The 14,657-nt window shown below is 46.2% G+C and carries 11 protein-coding genes; 8 read left to right on the plus strand and 3 right to left on the minus strand.

The features are described 5' to 3' along the window. Positions 1 to 43: 43 nt before the first annotated feature. Entirely contained in the window at positions 44 to 1,882 is a 1,839-nt protein-coding gene (locus tag BSHG_RS10595; protein ID WP_008659301.1) for a DUF5724 domain-containing protein, read from the plus strand. A gap of 5 nt (positions 1,883 to 1,887) precedes the next feature. On the opposite strand, the gene BSHG_RS10590 is transcribed toward BSHG_RS10595, so the two are convergent. After that, complete coding sequence (locus BSHG_RS10590; RefSeq protein ID WP_005786392.1) at positions 1,888 to 3,669, minus strand: sensor histidine kinase; 1,782 nt, start codon at positions 3,667 to 3,669, stop codon at positions 1,888 to 1,890. 139 nt (positions 3,670 to 3,808) lie between these two features. After that, the gene (locus BSHG_RS10585) at positions 3,809 to 4,498 is read right to left on the minus strand and encodes a response regulator transcription factor (protein ID WP_005786394.1); all 690 of its coding nucleotides are present in this window, start codon (positions 4,496 to 4,498) and stop codon (positions 3,809 to 3,811) included. A 307-nt stretch (positions 4,499 to 4,805) separates the two neighbouring features. Here BSHG_RS10585 and BSHG_RS10580 point away from each other — a divergent pair, with 307 nt between their 5' ends. The 7 genes from BSHG_RS10580 to BSHG_RS10550 all read left to right on the plus strand — a co-directional run bounded on the left by BSHG_RS10580 (position 4,806) and on the right by BSHG_RS10550 (position 12,548). Then, a complete protein-coding gene (locus BSHG_RS10580) occupies positions 4,806 to 5,999 on the plus strand; it encodes a hypothetical protein (RefSeq protein WP_008659302.1) in 1,194 nt (397 codons plus the stop codon). Positions 6,000 to 6,163: 164 nt separating this feature from the next. Then, positions 6,164 to 7,639, plus strand: coding sequence for a capsule assembly Wzi family protein (locus tag BSHG_RS10575; RefSeq protein ID WP_005786397.1), 1,476 nt, complete (start codon positions 6,164 to 6,166; stop codon positions 7,637 to 7,639). After that, the gene (locus BSHG_RS10570) at positions 7,636 to 8,019 is read left to right on the plus strand and encodes a lipocalin-like domain-containing protein (protein ID WP_005786398.1); all 384 of its coding nucleotides are present in this window, start codon (positions 7,636 to 7,638) and stop codon (positions 8,017 to 8,019) included. Before BSHG_RS10575 ends, BSHG_RS10570 begins: the two co-directional genes overlap by 4 nt. Before the next feature lie 141 nt (positions 8,020 to 8,160). Next, complete coding sequence (locus BSHG_RS10565; protein WP_005786399.1) at positions 8,161 to 8,991, plus strand: DUF3805 domain-containing protein; 831 nt, start codon at positions 8,161 to 8,163, stop codon at positions 8,989 to 8,991. A gap of 25 nt (positions 8,992 to 9,016) precedes the next feature. Then, positions 9,017 to 10,882, plus strand: a complete 1,866-nt coding sequence (locus tag BSHG_RS10560) for an ABC-F family ATP-binding cassette domain-containing protein (RefSeq protein WP_005795166.1) — start codon at positions 9,017 to 9,019, stop codon at positions 10,880 to 10,882. After that, a complete protein-coding gene (locus BSHG_RS10555; protein ID WP_005786401.1) occupies positions 10,879 to 11,712 on the plus strand; it encodes a histidinol-phosphatase in 834 nt (277 codons plus the stop codon). The genes BSHG_RS10560 and BSHG_RS10555 overlap by 4 nt, the downstream gene beginning before the upstream one ends. An 11-nt stretch (positions 11,713 to 11,723) precedes the next feature. Beyond that, positions 11,724 to 12,548, plus strand: a complete 825-nt coding sequence (locus BSHG_RS10550; RefSeq protein WP_008659306.1) for a glycoside hydrolase family 16 protein — start codon at positions 11,724 to 11,726, stop codon at positions 12,546 to 12,548. A 14-nt stretch (positions 12,549 to 12,562) separates the two neighbouring features. On the opposite strand, the gene BSHG_RS10545 is transcribed toward BSHG_RS10550, so the two are convergent. Continuing rightward, positions 12,563 to 14,587 (minus strand): polysaccharide lyase 8 family protein, encoded by a 2,025-nt coding sequence (locus BSHG_RS10545; protein ID WP_008659307.1) that lies wholly within the window; start codon positions 14,585 to 14,587, stop codon positions 12,563 to 12,565. Between the last annotated feature and the right edge of the window lie 70 nt (positions 14,588 to 14,657).

Consider the following 14,657-nt stretch of genomic DNA (forward strand, 5'->3'; position numbering starts at 1 on the left):
ACTTAGTCATGAAAACGTCAGACACACAACAAGCAAATTGAACATGGAGAATAAAAAAGGACAACCTACTACAGAGGCAATCTTTAGGGGAATACAGTCAGGAAAAGTATTAGAGCTTTTTGACAAACTACAATATCAGATCGCCATTCATGGTGATCTGACTTATAGTGATCCTTGGGGGGAAGTACACCGGTTCAGGGATCAATTTGAAAGTGCGAAACACGACTCGGATTCACCAACGGCGATAGGGCGCTATCCGTTTGCCGATGTATGGATACAATTTTACGAGACGGAAGTGAAGGATTATTCGCTTCTACTGGAAATGTGCCTGATGGCATCCCATTCACGGACTAGTGTCTGGCGTAAAGGTTTCGGGACGTTACTCGATAAATTATACGGAAAAATACCTTTGGTGGAGTACGAACAGGCATTGGAACATCTGGAACATCCCTATGCCTTGAGTGAAATTCTCTGGGCTTTGGAATGGGACTATCGGGACCAGGAGGTGTATCTGAAGTTTTCACATTACATCCTGCTCCATCTTTTGCCCTTGCTTACTCCCCGGAATATCACCTTCCTGTATAGCGTGCGCGAGTGGTTTGGTTCCACCAGTGATCATCGTGTCGTGCTTGTTCATTGTTATTGGATAGACTGCTGGCTGAAGCACCCGAAACGTTTACTGACCGATGATGAATTTACGGCCGATTTCAAGATACGTTACGAACTCTATCGTTTGTGTAATTTCTTATCCTATAAGGAAGAGCCCTATCCGCTTGAGTTCCCTATTCGTGCTGTCGACTTCGGGAGAGCCTGTCAGATGGGGCTTCTGTCCGAAGATACACTGATGGTCGAACTGATGGATCGTCCCCTGTCGCCTGTGTTGATAGAAGAGGCTGTGGACTTTTTCTATAAGAAAGACCAAAAGGAGAAACGGCTGTATACCGATTGCCGGGATTATGATTTCAGCCGTTTCAAGAAAGTATTGGAAAAAGTAACGGAACGTATCCTCGACATCGAGCTGGAAAGGGGAGAAGCCTGTACCGATGTCACTTCGTTGGCTCGGAAACTGGACGGGGTGACCGGAGCCGAACTGATGATCCGCTTGTTGAGTCTGATGGGTAAGGAGAAATTCATACGGCTCGATAAATGGTACTACGATACCGGCGAAAGCCGTACAGGTATGTTCTGTCATCTGATGTTACATTGCGCTCCCTCGCCGACAGATACGCCGGACTGGTTGAAGATGCTCGTCGAACGGGCGGGTATCACTCCGAAGCGCCTGGTGGAGATGGCCGTGTATTCTCCCCGTTGGCTGGAGATGGTAGAAGAGGCTATCGGATGGAAAGGCCTGACTTGTGCGGCAAATTTGTTTTATGCTTACACAAGGGAGTGTTATGATGATGTGGATGAGGCAAGAATCACGCCTTATACACTCTTGTCACCTTTGGAGATCTCGGTAGGAGTGGTGGATACGGCATGGTTTTGGAAAGCCTACAATGCACTGGGACGCGAACGTTACGAAAAAGTTTTCGCGGCTTCCAAGGCTGTTACGGAATCTTCCGGTGTATATAGCCGTTTCCGGAAGTATACGGATGCTCTTGTGGGAAAGTATACGATAGCACAGTTGGAAAGCCTGGTGATGGACAACCGGAATAAAGATTGGGTGCGTGCCTATCCGCTTGCCCCGTTTGCCGGAAAAGCCCGGAAGAAAGAGGTAGATGCGCGGCTTCGCTTCCTCAAAGCTTTCTGGCTAAGCAGTGACACCCTGTCCGGACGTCATACTGCTGAAAAGGAGGCCGTACAGGTGGCTCTTGACAACCTTACCGGAAATTCCGGACTGGGGAATCTGGATACCAGGTGGTTTAAAAAGAAGGTCTGGTGATGGCTCTACCTCTCCTTAGCCAGGGTGAATACAAACTCCAGACCGCCTCCCTGGCTGTTTTTGGCCGATATGTTTCCGCCGTGGAGGATAACGGCATTCTTGACAATGGCCAGTCCTAACCCCGTGCCTCCCAGTTTGCGAGAGCGCCCTTTGTCCACTCGGTAAAAGCGCTCGAAAAGACGGTTCAGGTGTTCGGGCGACACTCCGACGCCTGTGTCGGCAAAGCTGAAGTAGTAGAACTTCTCGTCTTCGCGGAAACAGTTGATGTGGATTTGGATATTGTTTCCGGCGTAAGCGATGGCATTGTCCATCAGGTTGCGGAAGATGGAGTAGAGCAGCGAGTAGTTGCCCCGTATCTGAATCTCTTTCTTCAGTGAATTGACCACCGTGATGTGTTTCTCTTCCAGTTCCAGGGATACCTCGTTCACGATGTTGGTCACCAGGACACTGATGTCCATCTTTTCCATGTCGATCATGTTGGCGGCCTCGTCCATACGCGTCAGTACGGAGATGTCACGCAATAATCGGCTCAGGCGGTTACTCTGTGCATAACAGCGTTCAAGGAACACATTCATCTTTTCCTTCGGGAGGTTTTCGTTGTTGACAATGGTCTCCAGGTAACCTTGGATACTGCTGACCGGAGTTTTCAATTCATGCGCGATGTTTTGTGTCAGTTGCCGTTTCAGGCGGATCTGCTCTTCTTCCTGAGTGACGTCATTGATGCTGATCTCAAAGCTCATATCCTGGAAGATGATGCACTCTACGATAAAAGTTTTCCCGTTTTTATTGATAGTGATGGACATTCGTTTCTCCTCCTTGCCGACGGGACGTTTGGGAGCTTTGTTGATGAAGTCCGTTATCTCTTTGAGCTCGCTGATATTGAATACCTCTTCTGCCGTTTCCAGGTTTGAGTCCGATATCAGATTGCTGTATTGGGTAAACAAGTTGTTGACCAGGATCTCTTTTTTGTCTTTATTGAATACTCCCAGCCCTTCATGCGAAATCTGCAGGTGTGTGATCAGCTTCTCCCTCTCGATGTAGAGTGCTTCTTTCGTTTCGTGGAGACGTTTGTATATCTGAATGATGTGTTGCGAAATCTCACCCAGTTCATTGTGGGGGAAGGCCGACTGCATCGCCATTTCGATAGGTTCATTGCGGTCGGCACGCATAGCGAATTCGCGGAGCTGGCTGATGGAAGTGCCCAGCTTGTTGGTAAACTTATAGAAGATGATCATCAGCAACAGAGTGACGATAACGGTGAACCAGATGTAATGCGGGTCCGCTTTCAGGTTATTGATCAGGCTGACACTGTAGGGCAGAGCCGAGCGGATGATGTAGTCCTTATATAAGGTGGCGGAGTAGAAGTAGGGGACTCCGGTTGTTTCGGAGGTGCGGCGTACATCGAAGCCGACCCCATTGTACAAGGCCTTTTGTACCTCTTCCCGGTCGAGATGATTGCCCAACTGCTCCACATTCTGTTCCTGACTGTCGAAAAGCACTTTCCCATCGAGGTTTACTACAGTGATGCGCAAATCTTTCAATACGTTATGTTGCAGGTAATCGGAGATCACCTCAGTCATATCCTGTGGGTGATCGTACAACTTCTCGTACAGCAGATTATTGCAATCCTGTAACTGTATATTCAGTAACTCTACTTTATACTCTTTCTCCCTCTGATACTGATAGGCCATGAAGCAGGCGGCAAACACCAGGAACAGGGAAATGACCGAAAGGAATAACTTCCGGCTGAAAGAGAGAAAGTGCTTTTGGGTGACAGGTAGGTTCATATATGTAATGTTTTTGAGTTTTGATTCACCACAGAGTAACAGGAGTCTCACAGGGTTTTAATCTCTTGTTTATAGGATATTAAGAGAAAATAATCTTTGTGGAACTCTGTGCTACTCTGTGGTGAGGTCCGATTTGCCTCTATTCCGTTTCGAAGCAATAACCGTATCCCAGGCGGGTGACGATACGTTTACCGTAGGTACCGATCTTTTTCCGTAACCGGGTGATGTTGACGTCTATAGTGCGGTCCAGTACATAGACTTCGTCGCTCCAGATCCGGCTCAGAATATCTTCGCGCGAGAAGACACGTCCCTTGTTTTGTAACAGCAGGAAGAGGATTTCGAACTCTTTCTTGGTCAGGGGTACTTCTTCGCCGTCGATGCTTACTTTCTTTTTGGTAATATCGATCACCAGAGACTGGTAGCAAAGTTGTTCGGGTGCTTTTTCCGTATCGGAGGTAGCAGTACGCCGGAGCACGGCCTTTACACGGGCAATGACCTCACGCAAGGAGAAGGGCTTTGAAATATAGTCGTCCGCTCCCAGGTTGAATCCGGTGACGGTGTCATTTTCCGTATCTTTGGCAGTGATGAATATAATGGGAACCTGCGCTGTCTTTTTATCCTTTTTCAGCAGATTGGCCATTTTGAATCCGGAAATTTCCCCCATCATGACATCCAATAACAGCAGGTGATAGCTGCTGATATTCATTTTCAGGGCCTCTTCCGCAGAGTTGGCAGTATCTACTTCATACCCTTCGTTCTCAAGATTGAACTTCAGAATCTCACAGAGGTCTTCTTCATCGTCGACCACTAAAATACGGTAATCGTTCATTGTATTCTTTGTTAATGTAATACTACAAAGTTAAACTTTATTTCTTTTCTTTTGCAAAGATGGAGGCTTTTTGTTACGAGGGGATGAAACACGTATTACGATTCGATTACATTTCCATCCCGTCTGCAACCCTCTGTAGGCATGATTCCGTTGGTTCTAAACCGACCGGACCTACCTTTTAAACCAATGCCCTTTGGGTTTAGAACCAACGGGGCTTTGCTTTCAAACCAACAATCCCGAGGTTCGGGAGACACTTTATCAACAAAAATGTTGTATCTTTGTTATGTCAATAAATTGAAATATCAAAATGATTAAGATAGATTTCAAGCAACGCAAACGTGAGGTGCTTTGGACGGTTGTCGCTTTGTTCTTTATAGCTATAGGAGTGTCTGTGTTCAAGTTCTCTTCCGCAACTTCCGGCTTTGAGATAACTGACGAGCTGGGAGGAAATATTTTTCCTTCTGCCATTCTCTCGGTGGCTACGACCGATGCCCAGGTCATTCAACCGGCCGACTCCATATATCTGGGTAACCCCAAGTCGTGCATTGCCATAAAAGTAAAATCACGTTCGGCTTATAGCCGTGTGCGGATCGATGTTGCGGAAACACCATTCTTTTCACGTTCGGTGTCGGAGTTCGTGCTCAATAAGCCTCGTACGGAATATACCATTTATCCCGATATCATTTGGAACTACGAAGCGTTGAAAAACAATAACCAGGCGGAACCCATCAGTGTGGCCGTTACGGTAGAGATGAATGGGGAAGATCTGGGACAGCGTGTACGCACTTTTTCTGTACGGAGTGTCAACGAGTGTCTGTTGGGGTATGTGACTCATGGCACAAAATTTCACGATACGGGGATTTTCTTTGCCGCATATGTCAACGAAGAGAATCCGATGATCGACCAGTTGCTTCGCGAAGCATTGAACACACGGATAGTCAATCGTTTCCTGGGCTATCAGAATCCGGCTCCCGGAGCTGTGGATAAACAGGTATATGCATTATGGAATGTTTTGCAGAAACGTAAATTCCGTTACAGTTCGGTGTCCAACACCAGTCTGTCCAGCAATGTGGTTTATTCTCAGCGTGTACGTACGTTTGATGACGCATTGGAGTCATCACAGATCAACTGTGTGGATGGCAGTGTCCTGTTTGCTTCCTTGCTCCGTGCCATCAATATCGAACCGATTCTGGTACGTACTCCCGGTCACATGTTTGTGGGGTACTATACCGACAATTCACATAAGGATATGAATTTTCTGGAAACAACGATGATAGGTGATGTCGATCTGGACGACTTCTTCCCTGATGAACAACTGGACTCCACTATGGTAGGCAAGTCACAGAATCAAATGTCCCTGCTCACCTTTGAGAAGTCGAAACAATATGCCAATAAGAAGTATAAGGAAAACGAGAAAGGCATTCATTCCGGCAAGCTGAACTATATGTTCCTGGAGATTTCGAAAGATGTACGCCGGAAGATACAGCCGATAGGAAAGTGATCTGGAGACGCCAAAGTAAAACGAAGGCGGGGACTTACTTAAAAACCGATTTGTACGGCTCGTAGCTAAATAATCCTAATAAAACTCTAATATATAGATTAGTTTCATGTCTTTGTTGTACTTTTGCCGTTCAATATTTGGATGTATTCCAAACACACGTTAGAATGAAACGAAGAAACTATTTCATATTCAGCTGTTTGATGCTGATGGCTCCTGCGGCTGTGCAGGCGCAATTTGACAAAGGCCTAAACTATAAGATTGAAACCAGTGCAACCGTAAGTGGTGGGCACAACACGCCTTTTTGGCTCGTGGCAAATAAGCACGGGCTTTCGTCTATTCGAAAAAACAATGCTTATTTGGATGCGGGTATCTTTCGGGATTTGGAGAAGGATAAAAAGTTCTCTTATGCCTTTGGGTTGGAAATGGTGGGTGCAAGTCGCTTCACTTCTAAATTCTTCATCCAACAGGCTTATGTGGATTTGCGTTATCGGGGGATGGAAATAAGTGTCGGCAGTAAGGAGCGTGGCAACGAAATGAAAAATGATCAGTTGAGCTCCGGTAGTATGACTTTTTCTACCAATGCCCGTCCTATTCCGCAAGTTCGGGTTTCTATACCCGAGTATATTCCTTTTCCGTGGACTAAAAACTGGTTGCATATCAAGGGACACGTGGCTTATGGGATGTTTACGGATGAAAAGTTCCAGGAGCGTTTCACTGCCGGGCGTTCTAAATATACGAAAGAGACTCTGTTTCATTCGAAAGCAGCTTTCCTGAAGGTGGAGAATCTGCAGAAGTCACCTGTTTCGGTGGAATTGGGTATCGAGATGGCAGCTCAGTTTGGAGGCGATTGCTATTATCCGGACGGGACGGTATTGCGTACACCGGACAGTTGGAAAGACTTTTTCCGTATTTTCTTTCCAAGCAACGGAGACAGTGGAGCTTCGGAGAGCGACCAGATCAATATTCTGGGAAATCACGTCGGAAGTTACAGTGCCGCTGTGGGATATCATTTTCCGACCTGGAAAATAAAGGCTTACTGGGAGCACTTTTTTGAGGACCGCTCGGGAATGACACTGACTTATGGTATGTGGAGAGATTGTCTGGCCGGATTGGAGGTGACGTTGCCGGAGAATCCTTTTGTGAAAACGATTGTCGGAGAGTTTTTGTATACGAAGCACCAATCGGGAGCTTTCCATTACTTTGCTACTCCGGCCATTGATCATTCGTTTACCGGAGCTGATAATTATTATAATAATTCGCAGTATGCCGGTTGGGAACATTGGGGACAGGGTATTGGTAATCCGTTGGTTACCTCACCTATATATAATAAGGATGGAAACCTGGCTTTTGAGAGTAACCGTGTGAAAGGATTCCATATCGGTTTGAATGGCAGTCCTACCTCAGAGATAGATTACCGCATTCTGGTAAGTGTTGCTAAGCATTGGGGAACTTACGGTAGTCCGTACCGGAATATCAGAAGAAACCAGAACGGGTTGTTAGAAGTGACTTATAAACCCGAACAGATTCGGGGATGGAGTTTCACGCTGGCCGGTGCGGTAGACGGTGGCAATATGTTAGGAGAAAGTTGGGGAGGTATGCTCACCATTCGTAAAACAGGTTTAATTGGTAAGAAGAAATGAAAAAAGGAATCCTATTGTTGTTTGTCGTCCTGATGGGTTTCACGTCGTGTGGAAAGAAATTCGGGCATCGCTATCTGGATGGAATGTGGCAGATGCAACGTATAGAATATAAAGATGGTAATATCGATACTCCACTGGACACTTATTTCAGTTTTCAGATGGATATCATCCACTTGAGGAAGTTGGGTAATAGTGAGTTCTATGGAAAATATGTCTACGAGAACGACTCCATGCACATACAAGTACTCGACGCTACGGCGGAACAGATGAAAGTTTTCGGCATGGATGGCCGGGTACAGGACTTTGCCGTAGAGAAGCTGAACAGTAACAAATTGGTTCTTCAGTCGGACTATGCCCGGTTGGAATTCAGAAAATATTGAGGACGCTAAAAAGCTGTCTTCATTCATAGATGATGATTGGAACAGCCGGTTCGTGAGAATCGGCTGTTTTTTTATGCTATTTTTTGCATATCAGCGATGGGATTGTTACTTTTGTAAGGTTATCAACATTCAGAAAGCAATATGATACAAGGCAAGAAATTTATCTCCCCGGGGACATGGTTCTCAATGATATATCCGTCAGACTGGAGCGAATTTGAAGACGGCGAAGGCTCCTTCCTTTTTTATAATCCCGAACATTGGACGGGTAATTTCCGTATATCAGCCTATAAAGAAGATGCTGCCGCACCTGGCGGTATGAATTATGGAAAGGATTCCGTCCGTCAGGAACTGAAAGAAAACCCTTCGGCCTCCCTGGTGAAGGTGGGACATCTGGAATGTGCCTACAGCAAGGAGATGTTTGAGGAAGAAGGTACCTATTACACCAGCCATCTCTGGGTGACAGGCATTGACAATGTTGCTTTCGAATGTTCGTTTACCGTACCGAAAGGAGAACATGTGGATGAGGCGGAAAAGATTATATCCAGCCTTGAGATCCGTAAAGACGGGCAAAAGTATCCTGCGGAAATCATTCCTATTCGCCTTTCTGAGATTTATCAGGTGAACGAAGCCTACGAGTGGGTGACAGATACGGTGAAAACGCAATTGAAAAAAGACTTTCAGGGACTGGAAGAAGACCTGCAAAAGATACAGGATGTGATTGACAGTGGCGTTCTCTCTCCTAAGAAAAAAGAACCCTGGCTGGCGTTCGGTATCGCCATCTGTACGATTCTGGCTAATGAAGTGGAGGGTATGGAATGGATGACGCTGGTTGACGGTAACCGTGAAGTGCCGGTGTTGCGGTATGAAGGTTCGGAACAGTTGATTGATCCGATGAAATTGCTGTGGAGCCGGGTGAAAGCCGGAGAAGCTTGCGAAGTGGCAGAGGCATATAAGCAGGCACTGATACACTAACCACCTATTATCACATTCGATTATTATGATCCCTTATTTACAAGTAGATAATCTTACCAAATCTTTTGGCGATTTGGTTCTTTTCGAAAATATTTCCTTCGGTATTGCCGAAGGCCAGCGTATCGGCTTGATCGCTAAAAACGGTACGGGTAAAACCACCTTATTAAATATACTCTCCGGAAAGGAGGGATATGATAGCGGCAATATTGTGTTCCGCCGTGACCTCCGGGTTGATTATTTGGAACAAGATCCGCAATATCCTGAAGAATTGACCGTGTTGGAAGCCTGCTTTCACCATGGTAACAGTACCGTGGAGTTGATAAAGGAGTACGAACGGTGCATGGAAACCGAAGGACATCCGGGACTGGATGACCTGCTGGTACGTATGGACCATGAAAAGGCCTGGGAGTATGAACAGAAGGCTAAACAGATACTTTCGCAACTCAAGATACGGAACTTTGACCAACAGGTGAAGCATCTCTCCGGAGGACAGCTTAAGAGGGTAGCTTTGGCCAATGCTTTGATTACCGAACCGGATTTGCTGATTTTGGACGAGCCTACCAACCATCTGGATCTCGACATGACCGAATGGCTGGAAGAGTATCTTCGCCGTACGAACCTCAGTCTGCTGATGGTGACGCATGACCGTTACTTTCTCGACCGTGTCTGTTCCGAAATCATCGAGATAGACAACCGTCAGGTTTATCAATACAAAGGAAATTACAGTTATTATCTGGAGAAACGCCAGGAACGCATCGAAGCGAAATCGGTCGAGATAGAGCGTGCGAACAATTTATATCGTACCGAGTTGGACTGGATGCGTCGTATGCCTCAGGCACGCGGACACAAAGCCCGGTATCGCGAAGATGCTTTTTATGAACTGGAGAAAGTTGCCAAACAACGATTTAACAATGACAATGTGAAGCTGGAAGTGAAAGCTTCTTATATTGGCAGCAAGATATTCGAGGCTGATCATCTCTATAAGAGCTTTGGTGACCTGAAGATATTGGAAGATTTCTCTTACATCTTCGCCCGTTATGAAAAGATGGGAATTGTGGGGAATAACGGTACGGGGAAGTCTACTTTTATAAAAATATTGATGGGACAGGTGCAGCCTGACAGTGGTACACTGGATATTGGAGAGACCGTACGTTTCGGATACTATTCGCAGGACGGATTACAGTTTGACGAGCAGATGAAAGTCATTGACGTTGTGCAGGATATCGCCGAGGTCATTGAGTTGGGTAACGGCAAGAAGCTAACGGCTTCCCAGTTTCTGCAACACTTCTTATTTACTCCCGAAACTCAACATAGTTATGTATACAAATTGAGTGGGGGAGAACGCCGTCGACTTTATCTCTGTACCGTGCTGATGCGTAACCCGAACTTCCTGGTACTTGACGAGCCGACGAATGATCTCGATATTATTACCTTGAATGTGTTGGAGGAATATTTGCAGAACTTCAAGGGATGTGTCATTGTCGTTTCGCACGACCGCTACTTTATGGATAAAGTGGTCGACCACCTGTTGGTATTCAACGGACAGGGAGATATTCGTGACTTTCCCGGTAATTACAGCGATTATCGTGACTGGAAAGAAGCCAAATCCCAAAAGGAGAAGGAGGCGGAGAAACCACAGGAAGAAAAAACAGCCCGTGTCCGCCTGAACGAGAAGCGCAAGATGAGTTTCAAAGAGAAACGGGAATTCGAACAACTGGAAAAGGAAATAGCCGAGCTGGAAACAGAGAAACTACAGATAGAAGAACTGCTCTGCAGTGGTACGCTTTCGGTGGACGAACTGACGGAGAAATCGAAGCGATTGCCCGAGGTAAACGATCTGATAGACGAGAAAACCATGCGTTGGCTTGAACTTAGCGAAATAGAATCATGAACCTGACCAATTATCATAGTCATACCCTCTATTGTGACGGCCGTGCCGGCATGGAGGATTTTATCCGTTTTGCCATCAGCCGGGGATTTACGTCCTATGGTATTTCTTCGCATGCCCCTCTGCCGTTTCCGACTCATTGGACGATGGAATGGGATCGTATGGACGACTATCTGGATGAATTTACCCGGATGAAAGAGAAATATGCTTCGGAAATCGAACTGGCTGTCGGGCTGGAAATAGATTACCTGAACGAAGACAGTAATCCTTCCGTCCGGCGTTTCCAAGAGTTGCCGCTCGACTACCGTATCGGTTCGGTACATCTGCTTTACAATGACCGGGATGAAGTAGTGGATATCGATGTATGTGCAGAGGTGTTCCGGGATATCGTCGATCAGCATTTCGGCGGTGACCTCGACCGTGTGATTCATCTGTATTATGATCGTCTGCTACGAATGGTCGAACTGGGAGGCTTTGATATTCTGGGACACGCCGATAAGATGCATCACAATGCAGCCTGTTACCGCCCCGGTCTGTTGGACGAGTCTTGGTACGATGCATTGATACACGACTATTTCTCCGCTGTTGCAGCCAAAGGATATATTGTAGAGATCAATACAAAAGCTTTGCATCATTTGAATACTTTCTTCCCGAACGAACGGTATTTCCCGTTGCTGAAGGAGTTGGGAGTTCGTGTACAGGTGAACAGTGATTCGCATTATCCCGAACGGATCAATAGCGGACGTCCCGAGGCATTGGCCGCGTTGCAGAAAGCAGGCTTTGAAACAGTGACCGAATGGCACGGGGGGAAATGGATAGAGATGCCACTTTAAACCAATATATCATGAAACACAAAAACTTATTGTTAGCTTTGCCGTTTGCTTTCTTTGTATTTGCCGGCATATCATTGTCCTCTTGTAAAGACACTCCTGTCCGTAAACTTTATAAAAGTGATATAGACTGGAAACTTACCTGGCAGGACGAGTTCGATAAAGACGGTGTACCCGATCCCGAAAAATGGGTATTCTCTCCCTGGCACCCTTTCTGTCGGGATAATAACTTTGTCACCTTTGTAAAAGACGGCAAGCTCGTCTTGCGTGCTTTGCCCAATAACGATCCGAATGACACGATCCGCTATATGGCCGGCTGTGTGGAGACTTTGGGCAAAAAAGATTTTTTGTACGGGCGCTTTGAAGTATGTGCCAAATTGGGCAGTGCTAAAGGTTCCTGGCCTGCCATCTGGTTAAAACCAACCGATTCGACCACATACGGGGCATGGCCTAAATGTGGAGAGATCGATATTATGGAGCAGCTGAATAAGGATACATTTGTCTACCACACCATGCATACGGAATATATTAAGGTATTAGGGCATAAAACAGATCCGGATTATTACACCACTGCGTCCTATAATCCGCATGAATTTAATGTGTTCGGCATGGAATGGACACCGGATAAAATAGATATGTTTATCAACGATTCCCTGACCTTCAGTTATCCCCGTATTCAAGAAGAAGGTTCTGTGCAATGGCCTTTTGACGTTCCGTTCTTCCTCTTGCTCAACCAGATACTCGGAGGATGGGCAGGCGAGATAGACGACACAGAACTTCCCGTACAGATGGAGGTAGACTGGGTGCGTTATTACGAATTACCTGAAAATAAAAAATAGACTGTAAGAAGGCTTTATTGTATGCCTTTTTTCGGGAAAACAGCTTGGGACACCGGGACTCCGTCTGCACGATACAGATAGGTTCCCGGTGTTTTTATACATATCTCTTTATTGCCGGACAGTCTGATGGTTGCAGTCTGCCAGGCGGCAATGTAATACATTCCACCGGTAAAAGCCACCTGTGCCTCTTCATCATTTCGCAAGATCTGTATCCTCGAAGTATCGAATGTGGCTGTCTTCTCCTGAGTAGAGCCCGGAAGAAGTAGGTACCGATAGCTGGCAGGGGCTCCGGGCGAATGTTTTATGTAAATAGAGAAGATATTACTTTCCAGCATTTTGGGAGCATACATTCCCATAAAGTCATGCCATTGTCCTTTCTTCTTTTCTGTTTGTACCGGACAAAGTTCGTCTTGCAGGAGGATATATCCGGTGTTATCATGAAAATACCGGCGGTTTCCTTCCGACCATACTTCTCCTTTCTTAAAACGCTGGTCGATGGAGGTGATCAGTGTGGCTGTGCTGTCTGTGTGGATATTGCTGCCCAGACACAGGATAAATTCATCGGTAAATATCCATACTTTGTTTGCAGACAGTCCGTTACGGTTCAGGTGCATGGCTGTGATTCCATGTTTCCCATCCGTTGTTCCGCCTACGAGATTGGTTTGATTGCGTGAATCCGCTCCGCTTTCTGTTGGAATAGGAGCGTCACTTTCATAGGTTGTAATACCGGGTATCCGCCGCCAGTCCCAGAAAGGAAAAATATTGTGGTATTCATCACCACGAATGTATGTATAGATAGCTCCGTCTGCCATATAATAGCCTTTCAGGTTATCTTCATTTACCAGCTCCGTCCCGATCACCCTGTCGGATGCCATGCGTACGGATGCCATCCAATGGGGGGTGCGGTGGATGGTGAGGTCCGAATCTCCGAAGAACTTGTTTCCGGTAAACTCATTGTTCGTATCCGGATGGAGGAAGTTGCGTGCAATCAACTCTTTTATCTCCCGCGTTTGTTGATCATTGCTTCCTTTCATCAAAGAATAGGCTGCGAAAAGTAAATTGAATGATTTATGAATGTCAGCACTATGGAAGAGTTGTCGGTTCAGTCCGTTCACATCCCAGTAACCCCTCCATACAATCCATTGGTACCCTTTCAGGAGCAGAGATACGAGAATATCCTGCTGCCGACGGTCGAATGCCAGCGGCGTACCGGCAAATAGTTCGGAGTAAAAACTCATATTACAGAGAAAAGAGAGTCCGTAATTGCCGAACTGTTGCTGGGGACCGTGCTGATGAAAACTCCAGTCCGGTTGAATCCCCTCTTTCTGTCCCAGTACGATTTCCGAGCATATATTTTCCCGTGCTTCCTTTATCAGTTCGGCATCGTTCAGAAGTAATCCCCGGATCAGTACGTTGCCTGCCAGCCATACCTTATTTTGTCCGGTCATGCCAAACTGTGATTGTTCCATCACCCGGATGGCCTCTTGTTTTTCTTTCTCCGTCATTTCGGTTTCGAAAAGGAGGAAGGCCGGACCCAAGGTGCGGGGAATACCTATCTGATTGTACCACCAGTTTTTGCAGACCGGCTTTTGGACAAACCAGTACTTCATAGCCTGATGGATGATGCTGACTACTGCGGAAATCTCCTGTGCAGATACGTTCTCTTGTTCACGGGCATAGTATTTGGTCAGTTTCAGTATTCGTTCGGTATGTTGTTTCGGTTCCCATCCCGAGCGTTTTGTGTCAGCGTAATTAATATCCGGCCATGAACCGTCTCCCCGGATCGTGCTGATCAAGCGATGTATTTCCTCCTGTCGGATGGGATAAAGTTGTTGTAGTTCGATAACGTTCTGGTCGGAAACCTCTTTTTCGGGAGGAATCTTCGACAATAATTGTAAATAGGGTTGTTTCTCTTCATCCATCCCGATTATAGACCGGATGTAGTTCTGCTTGATACGTTCATTCTCTTTGTCGGTTTGTGCAGAAAGGCAGGAAAAGATCGTGCAGATAAATAGCACGAACAGGGAGATTCTTTTCATATATCGAGTGTGTTTTTCATTGTATATATTAATAGGGCCGAACGAATCAGAAAAAGTTTCTGACCCGTTC

Origin of the sequence: Bacteroides sp. 3_2_5 (assembly GCF_000159855.2) — a bacterium.
Taxonomy (GTDB): domain Bacteria; phylum Bacteroidota; class Bacteroidia; order Bacteroidales; family Bacteroidaceae; genus Bacteroides; species Bacteroides fragilis.

What these genes read in the sequence shown, in the direction of transcription:
- BSHG_RS10595 (WP_008659301.1), top strand. Translation starts at nt 44, where the DNA reads ATGGAGAATAAAAAAGGACAACCTACTACAGAGGCAATCTTTAGGGGA.
- BSHG_RS10590 (WP_005786392.1), bottom strand. Translation starts at nt 3,669, where the DNA reads ATGAACCTACCTGTCACCCAAAAGCACTTTCTCTCTTTCAGCCGGAAG.
- BSHG_RS10585 (WP_005786394.1), bottom strand. Translation starts at nt 4,498, where the DNA reads ATGAACGATTACCGTATTTTAGTGGTCGACGATGAAGAAGACCTCTGT.
- BSHG_RS10580 (WP_008659302.1), top strand. Translation starts at nt 4,806, where the DNA reads ATGATTAAGATAGATTTCAAGCAACGCAAACGTGAGGTGCTTTGGACG.
- BSHG_RS10575 (WP_005786397.1), top strand. Translation starts at nt 6,164, where the DNA reads ATGAAACGAAGAAACTATTTCATATTCAGCTGTTTGATGCTGATGGCT.
- BSHG_RS10570 (WP_005786398.1), top strand. Translation starts at nt 7,636, where the DNA reads ATGAAAAAAGGAATCCTATTGTTGTTTGTCGTCCTGATGGGTTTCACG.
- BSHG_RS10565 (WP_005786399.1), top strand. Translation starts at nt 8,161, where the DNA reads ATGATACAAGGCAAGAAATTTATCTCCCCGGGGACATGGTTCTCAATG.
- BSHG_RS10560 (WP_005795166.1), top strand. Translation starts at nt 9,017, where the DNA reads ATGATCCCTTATTTACAAGTAGATAATCTTACCAAATCTTTTGGCGAT.
- BSHG_RS10555 (WP_005786401.1), top strand. Translation starts at nt 10,879, where the DNA reads ATGAACCTGACCAATTATCATAGTCATACCCTCTATTGTGACGGCCGT.
- BSHG_RS10550 (WP_008659306.1), top strand. Translation starts at nt 11,724, where the DNA reads ATGAAACACAAAAACTTATTGTTAGCTTTGCCGTTTGCTTTCTTTGTA.
- BSHG_RS10545 (WP_008659307.1), bottom strand. Translation starts at nt 14,587, where the DNA reads ATGAAAAGAATCTCCCTGTTCGTGCTATTTATCTGCACGATCTTTTCC.